Genomic DNA, 25,549 nt, shown 5'->3' with positions numbered 1-25,549 from the left:
CATTCGCCCATCGCCCATCGCCCCGCCGATCTCATGAGCCGCTAGGCGATAGCCTCGGTTTCCGGCGCACAGACAACCGGGGCGATCGCCCAAACGGCTCATGTTGAAACTTGAAATGCGGCCAACGTATCGCCTGGGATCGCCGATTGCACACCGGCAGACGCACTTCGCTGCGGCGATGGTTGCTTACAATGGTTGACCAGATCGTGAACAACGTGTCGGCTGTAGGCCACGACCGCTTGGTTCCTTATCACCTGCCACCCGCACTTGTCCGCGTATGTCTTCCGAAGAACTTCGTCTGCTTGAAAGTAACCGCCGCCAAGTCAATTGGCAGCGATGGGGACCGTACCTTTCGGAACGCCAGTGGGGAACTGTCCGGGAGGACTACAGCGAGGGCGGCGATGCCACGTGGAGCTATTTCCCCCACGACCATGCTCGCAGTCGAGCGTATCGGTGGGGCGAAGATGGCCTGCTAGGCGTTTGCGATCGCCAAAGCCGACTGTGCTTCAGTGTCGGATTGTGGAACGGACGCGACCCGATCCTGAAAGAACGTCTGTTCGGCGTGACGGGCCCCGAGGGGAACCACGGTGAAGACGTCAAGGAATGCTATTACTATCTGGATAGCACACCGACGCACAGCTACATGAAGGCGTTGTACAAGTATCCGCAAAGCAGGTACCCGTACGAGGAATTGGTCGAGGTCAGCCAAGGACGCAACCGGCACGAACCCGAATACGAGCTGTTGGATTCACCTGCGTTTGATGATTCACGCTACTTTGACGTGATGGCGGAATACGCCAAAGCAGGCCCCGACGATCTGCTGATCCGTTTGACCGTCACCAACCGTGGTCCGCAACCGGCGGTGATGCATGTGATGCCACAGTGGTTCTTTCGCAACACCTGGACCTGGCACTGCACCGACGAAGGCTGTACCACCCGGCCCACCATGCGATTGGTCGACAACGTCGTTCAAACCAATCACGAATCGCTCGGACAGGTCTGGTGCACCTGTGAACAAACCGGCCAGGCCGGAACCTCCGGTGCATGGACATGGCTGTTCACCGACAACGAAACCAACACGCGGCGGCACCCTGGGCTGCCCAGCGAATCCGAATTTTTCAAAGACGGCCTGAACGACTATATCGTCGCTGGCGACACCAAAGCGGTGAACCCCAATCAGCGCGGTACCAAATGTGGTGCCTATGGACTGTTGATGGTCGGTGCGGGCGAATCGGTCACCGTGCGATTGCGAATGACGCACGTCGACGAACCATTGATCGCCGACAAAGCCGGCAAGGACTCGAAACGGTATTCCGAACTAGCCTTCGATGATTCGTTCGACCAAACGTTCGAAAAACGGATCGAAGAGGCGGACGAGTTCTATTCGACGGTGATCGATGACGCGATTTCAGCTGAACGCAAAGCGATCATGCGGCAAGCCTATGCGGGGTTGCTGTGGACCAAACAGTTCTACCACTACGTCGTCAGCACGTGGTTAGACGGTGACCCCAACGGAGCGCCGGCCAACCCGGCACGGAAGCAGGGACGCAATAGCGATTGGCGGCACCTGTTCAACCGCGACGTGATCTCGATGCCCGACAAATGGGAATACCCTTGGTACGCCGCCTGGGATTTGGCGTTCCACATGGTTCCATTTGCAAAACTGGATCCCCATTTCGCCAAGGAACAAATGATCCTGTTCCTGCGGGAATGGTACATGCATCCCAGCGGCCAGATCCCGGCCTACGAATGGCAATTGGGTGACGTCAATCCGCCTGTCCATGCGTGGGGCGTTTGGGAAATTTACAAAGCAACCGGTGCGCCCCTGCAACGGGACCGCGCGTTCCTGGCACGTGCGTTCCAAAAGTTGCTGATCAATTTCACCTGGTGGGTCAACCAGAAAGACCCTCGCGGCAAGAACATCTTTGCCGGCGGATTTCTGGGGCTGGACAACATCGGCGTTTTCGACCGCAGCAAACCGCTGCCCAAAGGCCACCTAGAACAGGCCGATGGCACGTCATGGATGGCGTTTTACTGCGGATCGATGCTGCGGATTGCCATGGAACTTGCCGAAGACCATCAGGCCTATGGCGACATGGCAAGCAAGTTCTTCGAACACTACGTCGCGATCGCCGAAGCGATGAATTCGATGGACGGGACGGGGCTGTGGGACGAAACGGACGGGTTCTATTACGACCACCTGTACGTGGACGGCGAATCGATTCCGATCCGTGTCCGGTCGCTGGTGGGACTGTTGCCGCTGCTGACCGGCGTTGTTTTGGAAGAGAAGATCATCGACAAGCTGCCCGGTTTCAAACGCCGCATGAAGTGGTTCCTGGAAAACCGCGGCGAGCTCAGCGAACACATGACGTACATGAAACTGGAATGCCCCGACGATAGTGATGCCAGCAAACGACTGTTGGCGATCCCATCGGAAGAACGGTTTCGCAAACTGATCACGGTGATGCTGGACGAAGAAGAATTCTTGTCACCGTTTGGGATCCGCAGCATGTCGGCCGCCCACCGCGACGAACCGTTTGTGTTCGAATTTGGTGGCGAACATCACGAAGTGTTTTATGTCGCCGGCGAAAGCGACAGTGGCATGTTCGGTGGTAACAGCAATTGGCGGGGCCCGATTTGGTTCCCGACCAACTTCTTGCTGATCCAGTCGCTGAAACGTTACTACGGTTACTATGGCGACGATTTCCAAGTTGAATGCCCGACCGGCAGCGGAAACCTGATGACGCTGAAGGAGGTCGCTTACGAATTGGAAGGCCGGCTGATTTCGCTGTTCGAAGTCGACAGCGAAGGGTTCCGACCATCGCACGGCAGCGACGAACAGTATCAAAAAGATCCCGCCTGGAAAGATCTGGTTCTGTTCTACGAGTATTTCCACGCCGATTCCGGAAAGGGACTCGGCGCCAGCCACCAAACCGGTTGGACCGCCCTGGTTGCGTCACTGATTCGCAGCCAAGCCAGTAACGATGCATAAACGGATGCGTCGTTACTGGACCAATTTGCTCAGGATCTGACCGGTCACACTGCGTCGGACCTTGGCAACTTCGGCCGGTGTGCCCGTGGCGACGACCTGTCCGCCATCGTCCGCCGCGCCGGGGCCTAGATCGATGATGTGATCCGCCGCTTGCATCAATAGCGAATTGTGTTCGACCAACAACAAGCTGTGCCCGTCATCGATCAATGCGTCAAAACAGTCGACCAGACGGACGATATCGGCAAAGTGCAATCCGGTGGTCGGTTCGTCCATGATGAACAAGGTCCGGCGTCGCTTGGCGCTGGCCAGGAACGCGGCCAGTTTCAATCGTTGACCTTCCCCGCTCGATAGCGTCGTGGCGGGTTGTCCCAGTTTGATGTAATCGAGTCCGACGTCCAACATGCGGCTCAGCCGATCCTGGACTTTGGCATCTCCGCGAAAGAACGAGTGGGCCTGACGCACCGACATCTGCAACACGTCGTCGATGGTTCGATCACGGTAGCGAACCTGCAGAATCTCGTCGCGGTACCGGGTTCCACGGCAAGTGGGGCAACGCATGGAAACGTCCGCCAAGAACTGCATGTCGATTTCCAGCACGCCCGCACCTTCACAGTGTTCACATTGTCCCTTGGCGCTGTTGAAACTGAAGTGACCGGCGGAGTAGTTCCGCGTCCGCGCGTCGACCGTATCGGCGAACGCTTTGCGGATCGGGTCGAACGCTTTGACGTAGGTTACCGGTGCGCTGCGTGCCGAGCGGCTGATGGGCGATTGATCCACCATCACACAATCGTCGATCATGCTAAGCCCACCGATCGAATCGAACGGCAGCGGCTTGGTCGATTCCCCCAACTTTTGATTTCGGATCGCACCGTACAGGGTGTCTTGAACCAGCGAACTCTTTCCGCTGCCCGACACGCCGGTCACCATCGCCAGCACCTCCAGGGGGATTTCGACTCGGATGTTCTGGAGGTTGTGGCCTCGGGCGCCGGTCAATGTGATGTGTCCGCGTGGGGTCCGCGGTTGATGGCCCCGCAGCGTCCATCCACGTCGGCCGGTCAGAAACTGGCCCGTCAGGCTATCGGGATCGGCCAACATTTCCTCGGACGTGCCTTGGAACGTGACCGTCCCGCCGCCGATTCCCGCCCCCGGCCCGATCTCGATCACCTGATCCGCAAGACGGATCATGGTTTCATCGTGCTCCACCACAATCACCGAATTGCCACGATCACGAAGCCCGACGATGGCGTGCGAAAGTCGTTCCACGTCGGCCGGATGCAAACCGGCGGTCGGTTCGTCCAACACGTACAGCATGTTGACCAGGCTGCTGCCCAGGGCAGAGGTCAGCGCGACCCGTTGGGTTTCGCCGCCCGACAAAGTGCGCAACGTGCGATCCAGACGCAAGTATCCCAAACCGACATCCTGCAGGTACCCGATGCGATCGGAGATCTGCCGTATCGGCTCCGACGCGATCTCGGCCTCACGCGTCCCCAGTTCAAGCGATGTCAGATGTCCGACCAATTCGTCGGCCTGCATCGCCAACACATCCGCGATGTTTTGATCCCCGACGCGGTAGGCCAGCGCTTCGGGTTTGAATCGTTTCCCCGCGCAGGTCGGGCAGGTTCGATAGGAACGGAAACGCGATGCGAAGATGCGGATGTGCATCTTGTATTTTTTGCGATCCAGCCAAGCAAAGAATCCGTCCAGTCCACCAAAGTTCCGATCAGGAACCCCGGCGGTGATCAGCCGCAGATGTTTCTTTTTCAGTTTCGAAAAGGGCACATCCACCGGAATATCGTAGTCCGCGGCCAGTTCCAGCAGTTCGTGTTTTTCGTGTTCGTATGACGGAGTGTTCCAGGGCGCGATCGCACCTTCGGCCAACGACAGGGATCGATCGGGAACGACCAAATCCATGTCGACATCGACCACGTCGCCAAATCCTTCACAGGTCGGGCAGGCCCCCAACGGATTGTTGAAATTGAACAGCCGGGGGACCGGGTCGGGAAAGTCGATGTCGCAGCGATCACACCGTCGATCGCGGCTGACCGTTCGCTGAGACCACTGGCGTCCATCGATGGTGACACTGCGTTGACCATCGGGCTCGCAATCGCCATCTGATTCGCCGCCCGATGACAACAACACCGCGCGGCCGTGCCCTTCTGACATGGCGGTTTCCATTGATTCGGTGAGCCGCTCGACAGTGTCGGAACCGGTCACGCGGTCGACGATGACCAACGCCTGCGTCCCCGCCGCGCGAATCTTCTTGGCCAAACGACTGCGATCATCGTCAGAGAGGTGATAGGACGATTCCCCCACGATCAAACGCAGGTAACCATCCTGTTGCAGCCCCAACAGGATCTCGGCGGCCGACTTGCGATCGGGCAACCATACCGCAAACGCGATCATCGAACGGCAACTGTCGTCCAACGCCGCCAACGTCTCTGCGACCTCGGCCGGGTCGTCGCGAGTTACGATCTGGCCACATCCCGGGCAATACAGTGTTGCCGCTTTGGCGAACAACAATCGCAGGTGATCCGCAATTTCGGTCGACGTGCCAACCGTGCTGCGGTTCGTCTTGGATCCACCGCTGCGAGTCACAGCGATCGCGGGCGGAATCCCCTCGATCGAATCGCAATTCGGCTTATCCAACCGCTGCAAAAACTGTCGCGTGTACGCCGAAAAGCTCTCGATATAACAGCGTTGGCCCTCGGCGTACAAAGTGTCCAACGCCAACGAAGTTTTTCCGCTGCCGGACAGACCGCAGATCGCGACCAATTGGCCCCGCGGAACATCGATATCGATATTTTGCAGATTGTGGACGCGGCAACCGCGGACAGAGATCAAATCACTAGACAAAACGTACCTTCGGCAATCGTCGCGGATCAATTTTCGAGTCCAATCGTATGTCCAGGATCGCCATTGGCGGGCTATTGGCAAGGTGCCAGGGAGAACATGCCGGAACATTTCGACCGATTGGAAGGGGCAAAGACGTTCTGCGAGTCGTTTTCGCGAGAATTCAGAGCGGCGAGGTGGCCAATCGAACCGCCACCGGCCCAGCCAGATCGGAAGCCGCCCAGAATTGCGAAAAGCCGCCCTGGATTGCCCTTCCAATCCGGCTTTGGGCTATTCGCCACCCCGAAATAGGCTAAAATTTCCGGCGGTAGGTTCGTCGATCGTGAAATTGTCGATGCAGAGCTTGGTGCTCTGGCAGAGACTCGCGTCAGCTTTCGTTCGTCCCACTTGGTAGGTCTCCAAGCTGGCCTCTTTCTTTTTGGCCCGGAAAGTAAACGACGGGTCGTCAATCCTTGCCTAGGAGTTAGCGTTGGGAAGGAAATTGTATTGCGGCAACTTGAGCTTTAATGTCTCGAGTGCCGACCTCGAAGAGTTGTTTGCTCAGTTCGGGACAGTCGATAGTGCTCAGGTCATCACAGATCGCGACACGGGTCGAAGTAAAGGTTTTGGTTTTGTTGAAATGGGCACCGACGAGGAAGCCCAAGCAGCCATCAATGGCCTGCACGAACAAGAACATGATGGCCGTTCATTGACCGTCAATGAAGCTCGTCCACGCGAAGATCGCGGCGGACGCGGCGGTGGCGGTGGTGGCGGCGGCTACGGTGGCGGTGGCGGCGGTGGTCGCGGCGGCTACGGTGGTGGTGGCGGCGGCGGCGGCGGAAGTCGTGGCGGCTACGGTGGTGGTGGCGGCGGCGGCGGACGCGGTGGCGATCGCTACTAAGTCCAACGCGATCCATCGCAGTTGATCCAAATACGAAAGCACCCGAGACAAATCTTTGTCACGGGTGCTTTTTTTGTGCGCGGACAGGGGGGCGCGGACCGGGGATGCGCGGACAGGGGGGTGCGCGGACAGGGGGGTGCGCGACGCGGATCCCCTGCGATTCACCCGCGTACCGAACCTCGCCCAGAGTTTCGGTCGAGGGGATCGCGGGCGGGAATGGCCGAAAGTCTTGGCGACTTGCGCTACCGGTGCCCATGCCGTTGCAGAAAGACGGCTACGATTCGACCTAGATCGGCTTCGCAACCCAGGAACCGGGGCTAGCGCTCACGCGGCTAGCATTCCAACTAAAGACTAGATTCAATCGACAAACCGCCTCGATTTTCGGCCGAGGAGAATGGCCGAAAGTCTTGGCGATTTGCGCTGCGGTTGGGACCTATCTTGGGTCATTACGGACTACGTTCGACGCATGTCCAAGGTGACGGCGTACTCGGTCGATCCGGGCATGATGGCTGCCTCTGGGACGTCGATGACGCCGCCGGTCATGGTACCCGCTTGGAAGCGAGACGCACGTCGCGACTCTGCTTCGTTGGCGTTGATCGGGAACGATGCGTGTGACAGACCGCCCGGGTGAACGGCGTGATACCGACAACCACCGATCGATCGACCTGTGATTCGTTCGACAATGTCAAACTGCAGCGGAGTATGGATCCCGATCGTCGGGTGCAAACAGCGGGGCGGTTGCCAAGCGCGATACTTGATCCCAGCCACGGATTGCGATTGCACACCGGTCGCGTGCATGGGGATCTGAACGCCGTTGCAAAGCACCGCCATCCGCTTCGAATCGAATCCGTCGACCAAGACTTCCATTCGTTCCAAGGACGAGTCGACGTATCGGGCCGTGCCGCCGGCTGCCGGTTCTTCCCCCATCACATACCAAGGCTCGATCGCATTGCGAAGCTGCAAACGCACATCCTTGTACGAGACCTCGCCAATCTTTTGGAACCTGAATTCGTGATGCGGTGCGAACCATTCCGATGAAATCTCGATTCCTTCGCGTTGCAGTTCGCCAATCAAATTGCACAGATCTTGCCAGATGAAATGCGGCAACATGTAACGGTCGTACAACGACGTGCCCCAATCTGCCAAGGGTGCCCGATACGGTTTGTTCCAGAACACAGCCACGGCAGCGCGAATCAACAACTGTTGGGCCAGGTTCATCCGGGCGTTCGGTGGCATCTCGAATCCACGAAACTCGACCAATCCCAATCGACCTGTCGACGAATCGGGCGAATAGAGCTTGTCGACACAGATTTCCGCGCGGTGCGTATTGCCAGTCAAGTCGGTCAGCAGGTCGCGGAACAGTCGATCGACCAGCCATGGTGGTTGATGGTCGCCAATCTTATCCAGCTGGGCCATCGCGATTTCCATCTCGTAGACCGCATCGCGACGCGATTCGTCCATTCGTGGCGCTTGGCTGGTGGGTCCAATGAACCGACTGCTGAACATGAAGGACAGCGATGGGTGGTTGTGCCAGAACCGAATGATACTGGCCAACAGATCCGGCCGGCGAACAAACGGGCTTTCCGATGGCGTGGCCCCACCAAGGACAACGTGGCTTCCGCCGCCGGTGCCGGTGTGTCGGCCGTCGATATCGAATTTCTCGGCACCCAAGCGACTCATACGCGCTTCGTGGTACAGCGATTCGGTTTGATCAACCAGCGCGGTCCAACTTGACGTCGGATTCGTGTTGACCTCGATCACACCTGGGTCAGGAGTGACCTTGAAGTAGTCCACGCGATCATCCGGCGGTGGCAGATAGCCTTCCAGCACAACCGGGATATCCAGTTTGACACAAGTCGATTCGACCGCAGCAACCAGATCCAAGTAGTCTTCCAGACGCTGAGTCGGAGGCATGAAGATATGCAAACGTCCGAATCGACATTCCACACACAACGCGGTGCCGACGACATCGTCGCTGGTGGGCAGTTCGTCAGCGACTTCTTCGTCCAATTCCTGTTCATTGATCTGGCCACCAAATTCGTTGGCGGCGCGACTCGATTCACTATGCCGTACGGCAGCTTCGTTGCCACGCGGCAGCGATCCCAACGGCCCCTTGGGGGCAAACGGGTCGGCCGGTGCTGTGTAGAAAGGTGCATCAGCCGAATAGGACGTTGGCAACGCGGCCAACGGCAATCGCAAACCAATCGGCGAATCGCCGGGAATCAAATACAGTTTGTCACTGCGAACGGGAAGACGTCCGCTAACCCAACCGGCCTTGGCCTGCCACCAAGCGCGACGAACCGGCAACACGTATCCAACCGGACTGCTTAGCCCTTGATCGAAGGTACGCATCATCATCGCACGTTCGTTGGGATCATCCAGCTTGGGGTCCGTCGGGTCGACATCGACGGGCAATCGATCTTCGCGCCATAGATAGTGGAACAGATCCTCGTATACCGGGACCGTCATTTTGGCGCTGATGTTCAGTTCGGCTGCCAGGTGACTGACGAATCGCTTCGCGTCATCCGGCGTGTGCCCGTAATCGGTGCCTTCGTCGGCGATGTACTTTGGATCGTTCCAAATCAGTTCGCCATCGCGACGCCACATGCAGGTCAACGCCCATCGCGGCAACGATTCGCCGGGGTACCATTTGCCCTGGCCATAGTGCAGCATCGACCCGGGCGCCCATTGGTTGCGAAGTTTCAGCAACAGCACGTTGCTAAGCACACGCTTTTCTTCGCCAACCGCTTCGCTGTTCCATTGTGGGTCGTCCATGTTGTCGATCGACACGAAGGTGGGTTCGCCACCGACGGTCAGCCGGACGTCGCTATCGACCAGAATCTTATCGACGTCGTCGCCGACGCTCATGATCTTTGACCATTGATCGTCGCTGTACGGTTTCGTCACACGCGGTGTTTCGTAGACCCGCGTCACCGACATTTCGTGATGAAAGGTAACTTCGCAGGGCTCGTGGCCACCGGAAATCGGAGCCGCGCCGGTGTACGACGGCGTGGACGCCAACGGGATGTGTCCTTCGCCGGCAAACAAACCGCTGGTGGGGTCTAGCCCGACCCAACCGGCACCTGGCAAATAGACTTCGGTCCAAGCGTGCAGATCGCAAAAATCTTCCGTTGGTCCCGAGGGTGCGACGGCGCCATCGGCTTCGGGAATCGGCGGCTCGTCGGCAACCAATTGGATCAGATAGCCAGACACAAACCGAGCGGCTAGCCCCATTTGCCGTAGTGTTTCGACCAACATCCAAGCCGAATCGCGGCACGAACCGCTTTCCAACGTCAGCGTTTCCTCGGGCGACTGCATGCCCGGTTCTAAACGAATGCGGTAGTTGATCCGGTTCTGCGCACGCCGGTTGACCTCGACCAACAGATCGATGATTCGGTCCGCCTGCTTGGGCATGCCCGCTACCCAGTCAGCCAACTTGGGTGTCAGTTCCGACTTCACCAAATACGGCGACAACTGTTGCCGAACTTCGGCTGCATATTCAAAGGGCCAACAATCCGCGTCGTCTTCGACAAAAAAGTCGAACGGATTGATGACCGTCATATCGGCGATCAAATCCACCGTCACGGCCAAGTGGTCCGTGGGCTTTTCAAAGACATACCGGGCGATGGGATTGGCGAACGGGTCCTGTTGCCAATTGCAGAAGTGATCTTCCGGTTCGACCCGAACATCGTAGGCTTCGATCTTGGTTCGGCCGTGATAGGCTGGCTTCAAACGAACCAGTTGTGGGCCGACAACAATCGGTCTCTCGTACTGATACCGGGTCTCGTGATGGAGCGCGACGCGAATAGTCATACTGGCCTAGGTGCGTTGAAATAGTCGTAATTAAGAGACTCGCCGATCTGGTTCAATTCGATTTGCACCAAATCAACAAACTGGTGAACACCTCTCGTGATAACCTCTTTGACGTCGGCCTCACTGAGGCGATGCCGGATGGCTTCGATCTGTGCGATCGCTTGCCCCGGTTCATCGGAGTTCGACATTTGTTCAATTTCCGACAGCGACCAATGGGCACCAGCCACACAGGATCGGACGGATCGTGGGAACGTTCGGTGGAACAAAAAGAACGACACGACTTTTTCGATGTTCACCAGGTGGTGTTCGCGACGATACGCCTCGAACCCACTGATCGCTAGCAGCAGCGCCGACCACTGCAAATCGTCGAGCGCGGTACCCACGTCGGAAACGTTGGGCAGCAGATTGAAATACTTGACGTCCAAGATCCGCGATGTCTTGTCGGCGCGTTCTAAAAGTCGTCCGACATTGGCGAAGTGCCATGCCATGTCATGCGACATCGTGCTATCCAGAATTCCGGACCACAGCAACGAATACTGGCGAACGTTATCAAAGAAGGCAGCGGTTGGATCGGTGATTTGCGACGCGCTGGCGTCGGACACGAAGTGATAGAATTCGTTAATCTGTTCGAACGCTTCACTGGACAGCGTTTCGCGGACGCTCTTGGCGTTCTCGCGGGCGGCCCGCAAACAGGTCAGCATCGACGAGTGATAGTCCGGGTCGAAAGCCAAAAAGTTGACGACACTTTGCTGTGTCGGAACGCCATACTTTTCCACAAACGCGGGCGTATCCCCGGTGACTTCGACCAAGGGTCCCCAGGGATCAATCAGGTTCTCTGGTTGGTCCAATGTCAGATTCAACGTCACCTCGAGAAAACGAGCCAAATTTTCGGCTCGCTCCATTTGGCGACTCATCCAGTAAATCGATTCGGCAACGCGGGAAAGCATAGGACGGCAACAGGCTGGGGTAGCAGAGAATGCGAATGTGGCGAACAGAGATGCAGCGAAGGATTTAGCGCACCGGGGTGCGTCAAAGAAAGGGCAGGGCACATGGACGCCGCGGCGCCCTGTCCAATCGAGCTATTCGTCCTGCCAGTCTGGCGCGATTTCCTGGCCCTCTTCGGCTGCGACCCAGGTATCTTTGCTGCCGCCGCCCTGTGACGAATTGACGACCAGTGAACCTTTTTTCAGAGCCACGCGCGTCAGTCCGCCGGGCATCACCCAGATGTCGTCGGGGCCACTGCATAGGATGTACGGTCGCAGGTCGACGTGGCGGCCTTCTAGATTGCCACCGGCCAACGTCGGAACGCGGGACAACTGCAGGGTTGGCTGAGCGATGTAGTTGCGAGGGTCGTTGCGAATTTTGTCTGCAAACTCTGCGCGTTCGACGGGCGTGGCGTGCGGACCGATCAGGATCCCGTAGCCGCCGGATTCGCCCGCAGCCTTCACGACCAATTTGTCCAAATTATCCAGCACGTACTTGCGATCTTCTTCGCGCTGGCAAATGTACGTCGGCACGTTCGCCAAAATCGGCTCTTCGTCGAGGTAATAGCGGATCATCGCGGGCACGTAGGCATAGACGACTTTATCGTCGGCGACTCCGGTCCCGGGGGCGTTGGCCAAGGCGATGTTCCCAGCCCGATAGGCTCGCATCAGTCCGGCCACACCAAGGCAGGAATCTTCGCGGAAGGTTTCCGGATCGATAAAGGTGTCATCGACGCGGCGATAGAGCACGTCGACTTGTTGCAGCCCGTCGGTGGTCCGCATGAACACGACGTCGTCTTCGACCACCAAATCGCGACCTTCGACCAGTTCGACTCCCATCTGCTGGGCCAAATACGAATGCTCGTAATAGGCGCTGTTGTAGACGCCAGGCGTCAGCACCGCGATCGTGGGCGACGTGACTCCCTCGGGTGCGATCGCTTGCAACATGCTGTACAGTCGCGACGGATAATCGTTCACTGGACGCACACGCGACGCCCCGAACACCTGTGGGAAGTTTCGTTTCATCACGTGCCGATTCTGAAGCACGTACGAAACCCCCGAAGGGCAGCGGAGGTTGTCTTCCAGCACGTAGACAGCGCCGGTGTTGTCGCGGACCAAGTCGGTCCCGGTGATGTGACACCAAACACCGCCGGGCGGACGCAGCCCGACACATTCTTTCAGGAATGCCGGTGCCGATTCGATGATATCGCGAGGGATGATGCCATCGTCAATGATCTTTTGGTCGCCGTAGATATCCGCCAGAAACCGATTCAGCGCCATGATTCGCTGTTTCAGTCCAGCTTCGATGTGTTGCCACAGCATCGCAGAGATGATTCGCGGCACGACATCGAAAGGCATGATCTTTTCGGTACCAGCTTCGTCGCTGTAGACCGTGAAGGTGATGCCCATCTGATACAGCGAACGCTCGATCGCGTTCTGGCGTCGCAGCAATTCCTCGGGCGGCAAACTGTTGATCAACGCCACCAGCGACTCGGCGTCTGGCCGTGCCACCGTGCGGTCATCCACCAGTTCGTCAAAGAAGCCTTCGCACTGGTAATTGGCTAGGCGAGGAGCCCGAATCGCAGGCGATGAACCATCGGCGCGTTGACTTTGGGACTGGGAGTTCTGCGATTGCGAAGACGAAGACGCCATAGGTGCATTGGGTCCGGCAGTTAAAATTTGCGACCATTGATAGGCCGTCCGTGCCCAGAAAGAGTTTCCTGGTCATCGATTCATCGCTCGGAACCATCGAAATGATGCCAAGCTACCCGTTGTGTCAGACCAGTCCGCCTCTGGTCACCGATGAGTCTATCGCCCCGAGTGGCCGTTGAAAGGGCAACGGACGAATTTCGTTGACTTTTGGCAACGATCGACCCCCTACATCAACATCAAGGGACTCCGGCACAGCTAGAATTGGCTGGAGTGCAGAAACCCCCGCCGCCGCGTTTGCAATCGCGGCGCGTCAAGTTCGACCAAGCATCCCATCCGGGACGTCTAACTTGGCGTAGGGCGGAAAAACGAACTTGGAACGGTCGGTTCACCGTCGGCTAAAAGTCCAACTGGGCACGCATCGCAACGATATCTGCGTTGCTGCTGCCATAGGCGGGACTGTCCAACATCGCATGGATGTAATTGAACTGAAATTTGGTGAACGGGTTCATATACCAGTTCACGCCACCGGTAACATTGTTCAAACGATTGCCTTGAATGTTCTTATCATTCAGATCGATCGTTGAATATCGAACGGCCAATTCCCAAGCTCCGATGCCACCCTCTTTGCCCACGCTGCAGTTCGGCTTGATTCGCCCAAGCACTCCTGCGGAACGGTTGTAGGGTCGCGTTTCGCCGGTCAGAAAATACCCGGCCTGCACGTACGCACCGGGGAACACCAACGATGGGCCGCCCTTTTGATCGACGTTGGCAAACAAGGCTTCGGTTTGCCAATGGAATGCCCCGAGGACTCCGGCAAGTTCGGCACCCAACAAATTCACGTGTTCGGTAGCCACTTGTCCGGTGTCAACAAACGGAGGCACAAAGCTGGGGACGCCGGCCGGGCCTAACGACGCCAAGCCGTTTTCGCCGACAAAGACTTCGGGTTGATTGCGAATCTGAATCTGGTCGTTGGCCGGATCCAGATAACTGTACGACGCACCAACGTGCAGGATCGCGCCGCCATCCTTGGCGTCTACCATCAATCCCGTCAAACGAGCAGCCATCGCGTACCCGCCGTTGTCACCCACGTTGTTGGCATACACATCGGTGGGAAAACGAAATCCCGAAATCGCCCAAGTGATGTCCTGGGTTCGATTGACGCCGTACCACATCGCACCGATCTGTCGAAACGGAAGAAACGCAAACGGCAAGCCGCGTTCCAGGAACGTCATATCTTTCACGCTCGTTAACCCGTCCATCCCAACCGGTTGGCGGTACTGGCCAATCCGCAGATGACTGTCGCCATCGAGAACGTCGATGTCCAGCCAGACATCCATGAAACTGGGGCGTCCTGGAAATGCAAAGTCCATCTCCAGCATGTACGACACGTTGTCCCAGACGTCTCCAACCGCGGCCAGTCGGGCGCGGCGAAAGTCCGATCCGTCTTGGACGTCGCCATCCTCGATGACTCCTATCCCAACTGCCAACCGATTGGCATCGCTCTGGCTGAACCATCCTGAATCGGCTTGGAAGAACCCGGTCAATCGGACGCTTGGATACTTCGCCGCGGGCGCCGCCGGGCTGCATGCGGCCGCCGGGAACCCCACGGGTGTCGCTGTCGACACCTTCAACTCGTCGATCTGCGCTTGCATCTTGGCAAACTCTTCGGCGACATCCAAACCCTGCCCGGGCGTCGCCATGGGCGACGCCGGTCGCTCGGCGACGGGGTCGCTGGTCGATACCGCCTGGATTTCATCAGCCAAGGTTGCCGCCCAAGCGGATGCCGTCACCAGCGATGCCGCCATCCCTAAGATCCATCCGTATCGGAACATTCGGTTCATGGTGATCCTGTATCGATTCGCGACAGTCATCGCAGTGAATGATTGGGTGATTGGTCGATGTGCCACATCGTTGGCCGCGCCTGCGGTGTGCCGGTGACGATTTCGTTAGCGAAATCCGATTGCCCCTCATCGCTATCCCGGGTGGCGGGCATCTGCCTTCTGGCGTCTAGGAAACTCGGACCAGCAACTTCGCATCTGGCATCTCATGCACCGGTCGTAACGGTAGAATCGGACGCACCGATGGATCCGGATGAACGGTGGTTCGCAAACGGACGCTGGACCGGATTGGGCAATCTGTGCGGGCGGTTGGTCCGTCGCGGCGTGGCGAACCCGGCGTCACTCGATTGGTCACTGGTCGCCATTGCTCAGGCAACCGTTAAACTTGAACTCGTCCCACTGCCCGGCCAAGATGCCCACCTTTGTGTAAATGTTCGACATCGCTGATAGGAACGAACGAATAAGCGTCCGCTGGTTTGCCGCCGGTTTGGTCGTGCTCGGACTGGTGGCACTGACCGTCACCGCTTGGATCCTGGCCTATGTGCGGCGTGAACAGGAAATCGTAGCCGACCTGATCCGGCACCTTCCGGCTAGCGATCTAGAAGCCGCTCGGGAACTTTCCGGCGACCTGCGATTGCAGGGGGGCCTGTCGATTCTGTTGGTCTTGAATCTGATCGCCACCGCGATCGCGTTCACTCTGTTGGTCCGAGGCTATCTGAACAGCGAGCGGTCACTGCGAGACGCCAAGGTGCTTTCGGCCGATATTTTGGCCAGCATGGACGCGGGCGTGATCACCACCGATCGCGATGGATCGATCACCAGCATCAATTCTCGTGGTCAAGAATTGTTAGGGCTAGCGGGCGACGGCATCGGCACGATGTTGGACCAACTGGATCGCGAACATGAACTGCTTGGCACGATCCAGTCCGATGTCAGCAGCAACCATCAACGGATCCGCGACCGCGACTACCTGATCACCCGCCAGGGGCATCCCCAGACATTGCGTGCGGGCTGCACTCTGCTGCGGAATCAATTGGGCGAAGAAATTGGCACGGTCCTGCACGTCCGAGACGTGACGCAGAAAGCCTTGATCGAAGAACAACTGCGGCGTATGGAACGGTACATGGGACTCGGTTCCCTGGCCGCAGGGTTGCAGCACGAAATCAAGAACCCGTTGAGCGCACTGTCATTGCACGTGCAACTGCTATGCGAACGACTTCGCGGTGACGGCAGCCCCGACGATACCGCCGACGTCGACCCTGATGTGCAAGAGATGCTGGACGTGCTGCGATCCGAAGTGCGCCGAATCAACGACGTCCTGGACGGCTTTCGAAACTATGCATCCACCAACCATCTGGGACGATCCGAACTGGATGTTCCCGAGTTGATTATGAAGCTGGTACGATTGCTGCGTCCGCAGACCGAGTCGCAATCGATCGAGATCGAAACCGAATTTTCGGACACGCCGGTGACCAACGTGATGGGGGACTCCGTCCGTCTGGAACAGGTGCTGTTGAACTTAGCAATCAACGCTGTTTCCGCCATGCCACAGGGCGGAATCCTTCGGTTTGCGGTTGATCAAAAGTATGATTCGCTTCGAATCCGCGTCGCCGATACCGGGCACGGAATATCCCCCGAAATTCGTTCCCAGATCTTTGATCCCTATTTCACCACACGCGGCGATGGCACCGGCATGGGCTTGGCCCTTTGCGACAAAATCATCCAACAACACAATGGCAACATCGACGTTCGAACCGGATCCGGCGGAACCGAGTTCACGATCTTTTTGCCGATGGAGAAAGTCACATGAGCGAGGAAGCTTTCCGACTGCTGATCGTCGACGACGAACCGAACATTCGATCGGGGCTAGCCAAGGGGTTGAAGCGTGAAGTCGACGAACTTGACACCGCAGCCGATGCCGACGAAGCGATTGCGAAGTTCGCTGCGACGGACTATCAGCTTGCGATCGTCGACGTCCGACTGAACTGCAACATCACCGGGATCGAACTGGTTCGTCAAATGCTGTCGCAGCGACCGCAAACCACCGTCATCGTGATCACCGCGCACGGGACGGTGGAAACGGCTGTCGACGCGATGCGAGCCGGCGCGTTCGATTTCATCGCCAAACCGCTAGACCTGAATCTGGTTCGACAACAGGTCGCCAAAGCTCGTGCGCACCACCTGCTGCAGTCGGAAAACTCTCGCTTGCGGTCCGAATTGGCTGGCGCGGGTGAGATCTCGGGAATCATTGGCGGCAGCGCGGCGATGCAGTCGGTCTATCACCAGATTCGACAAGTCGCGTCGACCGAGGCGACGGTCATGATCCAGGGCGAAAGCGGGACGGGAAAAGAATTGATCGCCCGCGCCGTCCACGATCTCAGCGACCGCAGCGCCGGCCCATTCATCGCGGTCAATCTGGGGGCGATGCCCGAAACGCTGTTGGAAAGCGAGCTGTTCGGCCACGAAAAAGGTTCATTCAGCGGCGCGTCCAGGCAAAAACCAGGCTGCTTTGAACAAGCCGCCGGCGGAACTCTATTCCTGGACGAAGTTACCGAGATGTCTGCCAAAAGCCAGGTGGATCTGCTGCGGGTGCTGGAATCACAGCAGTTCACTCGTGTCGGTGGCGAATCCGTGTTGACCGCCGATGCTCGGATCGTTTCGGCAACCAACCGCAGCGTCGCCACCCTGATCGAAGAAGGAACCTTTCGCGAAGACCTGTACTACCGACTGAATGTGATCCCGATCGAGGTGCCCAGTTTGCGTCAACGAGGCGATGATATTCCGCTGTTGGTCGAACACTTTTTGCGACTGTTCTGTGATCGCCATCGACGTTCCCAGAAGACGCTTGACCGCGACGCGATGACCATGATGGCCCAAGCGCGTTGGCCAGGCAATGTTCGGCAATTGCGAAACGTCATCGAACGCATGGTCGTCACACACACCGGCGATACGATCACGGCCGCCGACCTGCCCAGGGAATTAAGCGTCGCGTCGACCGGTGTTTCGCCCACGAACCAATCGCTGGCCGAAGCGGTCGAGGCCTGCGAACGATCCATCATCAGCGCGGCGCTGGCCGAATGCAATTGTCACCGCGAGAAAACGGCCCAGCGGCTAGGAGTCAGCATCCGAACGCTGCACTACAAAATGGGTCGCTACGGCCTGCACTAGCCGCCCCCACAACATGCGATCGAAGTTCACTTCGCAAATGTGTCGGTAGGAACCAAGATATTGCTTTTCGCCATTGGTCTCCTGTGGCGGAGAATCGCACGCTGGGTCATTCTTCGACTGCATGTGGCTTCGATACGCGAGCGATCCGTTCGTAGTACCGGCTTCAGCCGGCTGGGGGCTTGCCTTGTGCAGCTGATTCCGCCTGAGGAGGGCGTCCAGGTTAGCCTCGCAGAGGCGAAAGCTTTCTGCCGTGGGGCTGGCCCCACGGTAGCGATCACTGACGCAAGCTTGCTCTTCTCGGCCGGGCCGCCGGAGGGCGGCCCGGCCGAGAAGAGCATCTGGGGGATGCCATATCCGGGTGGCCAAAGGCCACCGGCATGATGCTTTCGCCTCTCCGAGGCTTTCATAAACTGGACTCTCTCCTCCGCCGGAGATTCGTTGCTGCGTCAGGCCCACCGATTCCAGCTGAAGCCGGTACTACGAACGGAGCGGAGCGACGCGGATTCGACATTCAGGCACCGCAAAGCGATCCGGGACGGTCGCGACCTGATCAAATTCCGGCGCTACGCAACCGCGGGACCGTTCTCCGGTGCAAACACTGGTTCCAGCCCTCGGGGGCTGCTTGGCGGTCGGTGTCGCGGTCGCGTTGATCGACTTTTCGGCACCCGCCGGGTGCTGCGGGGGAATCGAGTTTTGACCACTGGTCCCGATGGGGGATGGGGACATTGTCAGGCAACGTCTTCGCGACGCCGGAAATCCGACTTCCCGCCGGCTGCACCACGTCTGCGTCCGCATGAAGCGAGGAATCCATCCCGCCTAGGCTGAGCGACTAGAATCGCGGATTTGGCGGAATTTTTGCCGTGCCGAATCGACTGGGCGGCCTGGCCTAACTTGTTTCGCAGTTGGCAGCACGCCCGCGGATAGATTTCGTTCGTGCCTGAGCCACACGGGCGGTGTCGATTTGTATTAAACTGCCTCCTTGCTCGACCGATCGTCGAGTCCTATCCGTTGACAACGCTATCCCGCCGTCTGACCGTAAGAGAGCCGAAATGAGTGACGCTTCTGGGCAAATCGACCACGTACTGACCGAAGATCGAAGCTTTCCGCCGCCCGCCGAGTTCACCGAACGTGCCGTCTTTTCGTCACAGAGTCAGTACGAAGAAGTTTATGCTCGCGCTCGAGACGATCGAGACGGTTTTTGGGCGGAAGAAGCGAAACAGCATCTGCATTGGTTCGAACCCTTCACGAAGGTGTTCGATGGACAGACGTCCAAGGTGCGGTGGTTTGTCGATGGCAAGACGAACGCCAGCTACAACTGCCTGGACGCTCAGATCGACGCCGGGCGTGGTGACAAAAACGCCATCGTCTGGGAAGGCGAACCCGGCGATACTCGCACGCTGACCTACCGTGAACTTCGCAGCGAAGTGTGCAAGTGCGCAGCCGCGTTGACGGAAATTGGCATCACCGCCGGTGACGTGGTCAGCATTTACATGCCGATGACCCCCGAGCTGCCGATCGCGATGTTGGCCTGTGCTCGAATCGGCGCGATCCACTCGGTCGTCTTCGCCGGTTTCAGTTCCGAATCGATCGCTGACCGCAACAATGACGCCGGTGCCAAGTTGGTGATCACGGCTGATGGGTTGTATCGCCGTGGCAAGGTCCTGCCGCTGAAAGAAACCGTTGACGAGGCGTTGGAAAAATCGCCAACCGTCAAGAATTGTTTGGTGCTGCGTCGTACCGGCAACGACAACGTGCCGATGACCGAGGGCCGCGACCTGTGGTGGCACGACACGGTCGATCATCAATCCGACGATTTCCCCGCCGTCCCACTCGATAGCGAAGCGCCGCTATTCATCCTGTACACGTCCGGCAGCACGGGCAAACCCAAAGGCATCCTGCACACCACCGCCGGCTACAACCTGTGGGCCAAGCGAACGTTCCAGTGGGTGTTTGACCATCGCGAAGACGACGTGTATTGGTGCACCGCCGATTGTGGTTGGATCACCGGGCATAGCTACGTCGTGTACGGCCCGATGGCCGCGGGCGCCACCTGTTTGATGTACGAAGGGGCGCCGAATCATCCCGCCGAGGACCGGTTCTGGGACCTGGTTGAAAAGTACAAAGTCACGATCCTATACACGGCTCCGACCGCCGTTCGTGCGTTCATCAAGTGGGGCGACGAACATGTCGACAAACATGATCTGTCCAGCCTGCGTTTGTTGGGCAGTGTCGGCGAAGGAATCAACCCGGAAGCCTGGATGTGGTACCACAAGAAGATTGGTGGCGAGCGATGCCCGATCGTTGATACTTGGTGGCAGACCGAAACCGGCGGCATCATGATGAGCCCGTTGCCGGGGATCACGGCCACCAAGCCCGGATCTTGCACTCGCCCCCTGCCCGGTGTCATTCCGTCCATCGTTGACGAAACCGGCAAAGACGTTGACCCGAATCACGGCGGCATGCTGTGCATCGCCGAGCCTTGGCCGGGAATGTTGCGTGGAATTTGGGGCGACGAACAACGGTTCGTCGAACAGTATTGGTCGATGATCCCGGGCAAATATTTGACCGGCGACAACGCCCGCATGGACAGCGATGGCTATTACTGGATCATGGGTCGGATCGACGATGTGATCAACGTTTCGGGCCACCGACTTAGCACAATCGAAGTCGAAAGTGCGTTGGTCAGCCATGAAGCCGTCTGCGAGGCTGCGGTGGTTGGCCGCGAGGACGCATTGAAGGGACAAGCGATTGCTGCATTCGTCACGATTCGCGGCCGCGAACCCAACGAAGAGCTTCGCAAAGAGCTCAAGATGCACGTCCGCAAGCAGATCGGTGCATTGGCACAGCCCGACGACATTCGTTTCGCTGCGACATTGCCAAAGACACGCAGCGGAAAGATCATGCGTCGACTGCTGCGAGACGTCGCCTCGGGTCGCGAAGTGGCTGGCGACACGTCGACGCTAGAAGACTTGTCGGTCCTAGCCAAACTGAACGACGACGAAGCGTAGGCCACGACCACAGCCCAAGAGTCGGCTCGTCCATCGATCCGAATCCGGGCTGGATCAGCGTTGTTGATACCGACGGGTCGACGTCAGCTAGATCGAGCGGCTCGCGAAGGGGCCGCCGAAGACCTGCGCCGTTTCCAGCGTTTGCGGGGGGAACGTGACGGTTCGATCCGGGTGCGACGCGGAATGCCGCTTGCCTTTACGCGCAGGTCCGCGGACTCGCCTGCCGTCTAGCCCGCGGCGTGGATCGTTTTGCGGCCGCAGCGGGTGTTGGCGTCCGCGGGAAGTGGCGAGTCGTTTTTGCTGATTTCGCACTCGGGAAGCTGCGTCGCGAAAAATTGATCGGTCGCTACAATACGGCCATGAATGAAATCGATGACTACGACTACGAACTTCCCCGAGAACTGATCGCCCAGGAACCGCTGGCGACTCGCAGCGATTCGCGTCTGATGTTGGTCGACCGTGATACCGGCAAAATTGACCATCATTACGTTCGAGATTTGCCCGAGCTGTTGTCGGCTGGCGACACCTTGGTGTCCAACAACAGCCGCGTCGTTCCGGCGCGTCTGGTCGGCAGCCGCGCCGATACCGGTGGGCGTTGGCAGGGGCTATTTTTGCAGGCCGATCGCGATACGGGCGTATGGCAGGTATTGACCAAGACGCGCGGAACCCTGAAGACCGGGGAAGTGATTGCCGTCAAGGATCGCGACGCCCGCGACGGCATGGAACTGGTCGTGGTGGCGCGGACCGACGACGGAAAACTGGTCGTTAAACCTCGCTTGAACGCGGATTTTGTCGGCGTTTGCGAAACCAACCTGAAGGAACCCGCCGATTGGCTGGATCGATTCGGACGGATTCCGTTGCCCCCCTACATTCGCGACGGCCAGATGGTCGATGCCGACGTCCAGAACTATCAAACCGTGTTTGCCAAGGACCGCGGCAGCGTGGCGGCCCCCACCGCGGGATTGCACTTCACCAAAACGCTGTTGGAAAAAGTCCGGGCCGCGGGCGTCGATACGGCCGAGGTCACGCTGCACGTCGGGATCGGGACCTTTCGTCCGATTCAGACCGAACGGCTAGACGATCATGTGATGCATACTGAATGGGGCAGCATCGATGCCGACACCGCTGAAAACATTCGTGCTAGACGTGCACGGGGGCGGTGCATCGCGGTCGGCACGACCAGCGTGCGAGTGTTGGAAAGTTCAGCGGCCAAGAATGGCGGCAAGCTGACTCCTTGGACGGGGCAAACCGATCTGTTCATTCGCCCGCCGTATCAGTTCAAGGTCGTGGACGCCATGATGACCAATTTTCACCTGCCCAAAAGCTCGCTCTTGGTGTTGGTCAGCGCGTTCGCCGGGCGTGAACTCGCGATGCACGCGTACCAGACGGCGATCGAGAACGAGTATCGCTTCTACAGCTATGGCGATGCGATGCTGATCGTGTAGAGCGTTGATCGTGCAGAACGCTGATCGTGTAGAGCAATCGGGTGTCTAGCCTGCTGCCACCGTGGTTCCACTTCAGCACGATGCCACTTCAGCACGATGCCGGAATTTGCGCCTTGAGCAAACCAGCGCGAGCAAACCGGCCCGGCGGTTGACGCAGCTTGATCGAAGCCGTGGCAGCCGTCGACTTCTTCCCTGCTCGGATCCGCTGATCCGATTCTTCGCAGTTCAATGCCTTACACCCCATTGGGGTGAGACAAAAACGGGACAACGCGTCCGGTTGTCCGGGTTGTTTTGGCTGCGCAGCGGGGGGCACCTGATCCGGAGCCTTTTCCCAGCTTGTTTAACAGTGCGCACCGGAAAAGTAACCCATGGTTCAATCGGATAAAGAGCCTTGAGGGCACGTATGTGATCGAAGGTCGATCGCTGCCAGGTTCCATATCCGACGCAACCGGTCCACAAGCGGCCGGATCCATTTTCCACGAATCTGCGATTCGCCGCACCGAAGGATACCTAAGACATGACCAGAATTAACACCAACGTTTCTTCGCTCGTCGCCCAGAACCGCCTCAGCTCAAGCAACAATGACTTGAACTCGGCTTTGACCCGATTAAGTACCGGACTTCGCATCAACAGCGGAGCCGATGACCCTGCAGGTTTGATCGCTAGTGAAGCACTGCGAAGTGAAATCACGGGTCTGAACAAAGCCATCACCAACACTCAACGATCCAGCCAGATCATCAGCACCGCCGACAGCGCTCTAGGCCAAGTCAGCAGCCTGTTGAACGACGTCCGCGGACTGGTTGTCGAAGCCGCCAACAGTGGCGCGCTGAGCTCGGAAGAAATCGCTGCTAACCAGTTGCAGATCGACAGTTCACTCGAAGCGATCAACCGAATCGCGCAATCGACCACATTCCAAGGTCGTAAACTGCTGGACGGATCGCTGGACTACACCAGCACCGCCAATTCCGTCGAATCGGTCAGCGACGTCAACATTTCCAAGGCCAGCATCGGATCCACCGGCAACATCAATGTCGAAGTTGTCGTGTCGGCCGCAGCGACCCAAGGCGAAATCAGCGCGGCTTCGAGCGGATTCACGGCATCTGCCACCGCAGAAGCAAAATCGACAGACGTGCGTGTGGCCACGCAAGCGATTGGCGGAGAAGACATTGTCATCACCGGCGGCCCTGACTTCGCCACGATCGCATTCGTTGACGACACGGACAACGCCAACGCCGGCTCGGCATCCTTCGACGCCGACACTGGCGTTCTGACCATCACCGGTAACTTTACGGGGGATTCCCTCAACCCTGGCGAAGTCGACGCTGACGTCGACGCGGACGTCGTCCAAGCCGCCATCGAAGCCTTGGATGGGTTCACCGCCACAGGCTCCACGGGCTCGGGTACTCCAGCCGCAGGTGTCGCAGCGACCGTCGGTGCCGCCGAAGCGGGCCTGACGATCACCGCGACCGAAGCGGGATCCGATTACAACAACGTCGCCGTCAAGTTTGTCAGCGGAGCAACCACCGGGGCTGACTTTGACAGCGCGCAAAAAGTCCTGACGGTCACCGTAGACGACACTCAATTGGTCAGCGCCGACGACATTGCCACCGCCATTGGCAGTGCAACGGTCGATGGTGCGGCCCCTGCGTCGGCTGTCTTCTCGGCCGTCGGAGCAACCGATGCTTCCTTCGACATCAACGAAGGCATCGCCGATACTTCCACCGGATCAACCGGCGGCGAAGTGTTGAACGATTCGTTGGTATTCCAACTCAACGGTGCTACGGGAGCGGAAACGTTCAACTTTGGTGCTGGCACATCGAAGGATCAAATCGCGGCAGCCGTCAACTTGGTATCCGATAGTACGGGTGTTTCCGCCGGTGTCGAATCGGGAGCTCTGAATTTCACCGCCAGCGAATACGGCAGTGCCGCCAACGTGGCAATCGACGTGATTTCCGAAGGCGACAACGGCACTTTCGAAGCTGGACTTAGCAGCACCAACAGTTCCGGCAGTGACATTTCGGCAACCGTCAACGGCGTTTCGGCAGCCGGTGCTGGCAACACGCTATCGATCAACACCAGCTCGCTTGCACTGAGCTTGACGGTCGACACCAGCGGCGACAACTTCTCGTTCGACATCAGCGGCGGCGGAGCCACCTTCCAACTAGGCCCTGAAGTGAGCACGTCTCAGCAAGCCAGCGTTGGCATCGGCAGCGTCAGCACCGGGAAACTCGGTGGTGCATCCGGACGCCTTTACGAATTGGGAAGCGGTCAAAGCAAGAGCCTGACCAACGACGTCAACGGTGCCGCGAAGGTGATCGACGAAGTGATCAGCAAGATCACCGCCACTCGCGGTCGTCTGGGTGCATTCCAGTCAACGACCTTGGAAAGCAACTTGGTCAGCTTGAGCGATGCGAAAGCCAACCTGCAAGAAGCAGAAAGCTCGATCCGTGACGCCGACTTCGCACAAGAATCGGCCAACCTGACACGAGCACAGATTCTGGTTCAATCGGGCACCAACGTGTTGTCCCTGGCCAACCAGAACCCACAAAACGTTCTGTCGCTGCTTCGTTAAGAAGCTGACAGCAAATGACTTTGAACATCGATCGCCAGCCGGTAGAGGGTTTTCCCCTTTGCCGGCTGGCTTCGTTTCGTGATGGAGGCAACCGGCCCGTTAGGGACCAATGACGTGACAACGATTCGCCGCATGCAAGCGATTTTTGCGAATCGGAGGTAAAATCGACCAAAATCCTGGTAAGTCGTAACGAATACGACGCTTCTGCGACGCAGGGCACCCGCTTTTTCGCTGGGCTGGCCAATTCTTCCGCAGGCTACGGATGCTTTGTCCCGATGAATTTCCGTGAAGACCTAGCACCATGGATTGGTTGTCCTGTCCGGTGATTTAAAGGTTGCACCGGTCCA

Annotated in this window: 12 protein-coding genes; 7 read left to right on the top strand and 5 right to left on the bottom strand. The window is 58.3% G+C overall.

What is annotated here, in order from left to right; genetic code table 11:
• Positions 1-277 precede the first annotated feature (277 nt).
• On the top strand, positions 278-2,992 hold the full coding sequence (locus K227x_RS13675) for an MGH1-like glycoside hydrolase domain-containing protein (RefSeq protein ID WP_145170235.1): 2,715 nt from the start codon (positions 278-280) through the stop codon (positions 2,990-2,992).
• 12 nt (positions 2,993-3,004) lie between these two features.
• Here K227x_RS13675 and uvrA read toward each other — a convergent pair whose 3' ends face one another.
• Complete coding sequence (gene uvrA, locus K227x_RS13670) at positions 3,005-5,845, bottom strand: excinuclease ABC subunit UvrA (RefSeq protein WP_246146784.1); 2,841 nt, start codon at positions 5,843-5,845, stop codon at positions 3,005-3,007.
• 466 nt (positions 5,846-6,311) lie between these two features.
• Between uvrA and K227x_RS13665 the strand changes: the two genes are divergently transcribed.
• The gene (locus K227x_RS13665; RefSeq protein ID WP_145170231.1) at positions 6,312-6,722 is read left to right on the top strand and encodes an RNA recognition motif domain-containing protein; all 411 of its coding nucleotides are present in this window, start codon (positions 6,312-6,314) and stop codon (positions 6,720-6,722) included.
• A 453-nt stretch (positions 6,723-7,175) separates the two neighbouring features.
• On the opposite strand, the gene K227x_RS13660 is transcribed toward K227x_RS13665, so the two are convergent.
• The 4 genes from K227x_RS13660 to K227x_RS13645 all read right to left on the bottom strand — a co-directional run bounded on the left by K227x_RS13660 (position 7,176) and on the right by K227x_RS13645 (position 15,012).
• Entirely contained in the window at positions 7,176-10,535 is a 3,360-nt protein-coding gene (locus K227x_RS13660) for a transglutaminase family protein (protein ID WP_145170229.1), read from the bottom strand.
• Positions 10,532-11,482, bottom strand: a complete 951-nt coding sequence (locus tag K227x_RS13655) for an alpha-E domain-containing protein (RefSeq protein WP_145170227.1) — start codon at positions 11,480-11,482, stop codon at positions 10,532-10,534. The genes K227x_RS13660 and K227x_RS13655 overlap by 4 nt, the downstream gene beginning before the upstream one ends.
• Before the next feature lie 132 nt (positions 11,483-11,614).
• Positions 11,615-13,171 carry a circularly permuted type 2 ATP-grasp protein gene (locus tag K227x_RS13650; protein ID WP_145170225.1) on the bottom strand — a complete coding sequence of 519 codons (1,557 nt, stop codon included), beginning with the start codon at positions 13,169-13,171 and terminating at the stop codon, positions 11,615-11,617.
• A 395-nt stretch (positions 13,172-13,566) separates the two neighbouring features.
• Positions 13,567-15,012 carry an OprO/OprP family phosphate-selective porin gene (locus K227x_RS13645; RefSeq protein ID WP_246146782.1) on the bottom strand — a complete coding sequence of 482 codons (1,446 nt, stop codon included), beginning with the start codon at positions 15,010-15,012 and terminating at the stop codon, positions 13,567-13,569.
• Between the two features lie 427 nt (positions 15,013-15,439).
• Between K227x_RS13645 and K227x_RS13640 the strand changes: the two genes are divergently transcribed.
• The 5 genes from K227x_RS13640 to K227x_RS13620 all read left to right on the top strand — a co-directional run bounded on the left by K227x_RS13640 (position 15,440) and on the right by K227x_RS13620 (position 25,202).
• Positions 15,440-16,819 carry a two-component system sensor histidine kinase NtrB gene (locus K227x_RS13640; protein ID WP_246146781.1) on the top strand — a complete coding sequence of 460 codons (1,380 nt, stop codon included), beginning with the start codon at positions 15,440-15,442 and terminating at the stop codon, positions 16,817-16,819.
• The gene (locus K227x_RS13635; protein WP_145170221.1) at positions 16,816-18,177 is read left to right on the top strand and encodes a sigma-54-dependent transcriptional regulator; all 1,362 of its coding nucleotides are present in this window, start codon (positions 16,816-16,818) and stop codon (positions 18,175-18,177) included. The genes K227x_RS13640 and K227x_RS13635 overlap by 4 nt, the downstream gene beginning before the upstream one ends.
• Before the next feature lie 1,049 nt (positions 18,178-19,226).
• A complete protein-coding gene (gene acs / locus K227x_RS13630; protein ID WP_145170219.1) occupies positions 19,227-21,185 on the top strand; it encodes an acetate--CoA ligase in 1,959 nt (652 codons plus the stop codon).
• 359 nt (positions 21,186-21,544) lie between these two features.
• Positions 21,545-22,630 carry a tRNA preQ1(34) S-adenosylmethionine ribosyltransferase-isomerase QueA gene (gene queA / locus K227x_RS13625; RefSeq protein WP_145170217.1) on the top strand — a complete coding sequence of 362 codons (1,086 nt, stop codon included), beginning with the start codon at positions 21,545-21,547 and terminating at the stop codon, positions 22,628-22,630.
• A gap of 517 nt (positions 22,631-23,147) precedes the next feature.
• Positions 23,148-25,202 carry a flagellin N-terminal helical domain-containing protein gene (locus K227x_RS13620; protein WP_145170215.1) on the top strand — a complete coding sequence of 685 codons (2,055 nt, stop codon included), beginning with the start codon at positions 23,148-23,150 and terminating at the stop codon, positions 25,200-25,202.
• The last annotated feature ends 347 nt before the right edge of the window (positions 25,203-25,549 follow it).

It is taken from the genome of Rubripirellula lacrimiformis, assembly GCF_007741535.1.
Classification (GTDB): domain Bacteria; phylum Planctomycetota; class Planctomycetia; order Pirellulales; family Pirellulaceae; genus Rubripirellula; species Rubripirellula lacrimiformis.
This window is presented reverse-complemented; position numbering and strand designations above follow the sequence as displayed.

Bases quoted from the DNA above. Each gene is read 5' to 3' on its own strand.
- K227x_RS13640 (WP_246146781.1), top strand. From the start codon at position 15,440: ATGTTCGACATCGCTGATAGGAACGAACGAATAAGCGTCCGCTGGTTT.
- acs (WP_145170219.1), top strand. From the start codon at position 19,227: ATGAGTGACGCTTCTGGGCAAATCGACCACGTACTGACCGAAGATCGA.
- K227x_RS13675 (WP_145170235.1), top strand. From the start codon at position 278: ATGTCTTCCGAAGAACTTCGTCTGCTTGAAAGTAACCGCCGCCAAGTC.
- K227x_RS13620 (WP_145170215.1), top strand. From the start codon at position 23,148: ATGACCAGAATTAACACCAACGTTTCTTCGCTCGTCGCCCAGAACCGC.
- K227x_RS13645 (WP_246146782.1), bottom strand. From the start codon at position 15,012: ATGAACCGAATGTTCCGATACGGATGGATCTTAGGGATGGCGGCATCG.
- K227x_RS13635 (WP_145170221.1), top strand. From the start codon at position 16,816: ATGAGCGAGGAAGCTTTCCGACTGCTGATCGTCGACGACGAACCGAAC.
- K227x_RS13650 (WP_145170225.1), bottom strand. From the start codon at position 13,171: ATGGCGTCTTCGTCTTCGCAATCGCAGAACTCCCAGTCCCAAAGTCAA.
- K227x_RS13655 (WP_145170227.1), bottom strand. From the start codon at position 11,482: ATGCTTTCCCGCGTTGCCGAATCGATTTACTGGATGAGTCGCCAAATG.
- queA (WP_145170217.1), top strand. From the start codon at position 21,545: ATGAATGAAATCGATGACTACGACTACGAACTTCCCCGAGAACTGATC.
- K227x_RS13660 (WP_145170229.1), bottom strand. From the start codon at position 10,535: ATGACTATTCGCGTCGCGCTCCATCACGAGACCCGGTATCAGTACGAG.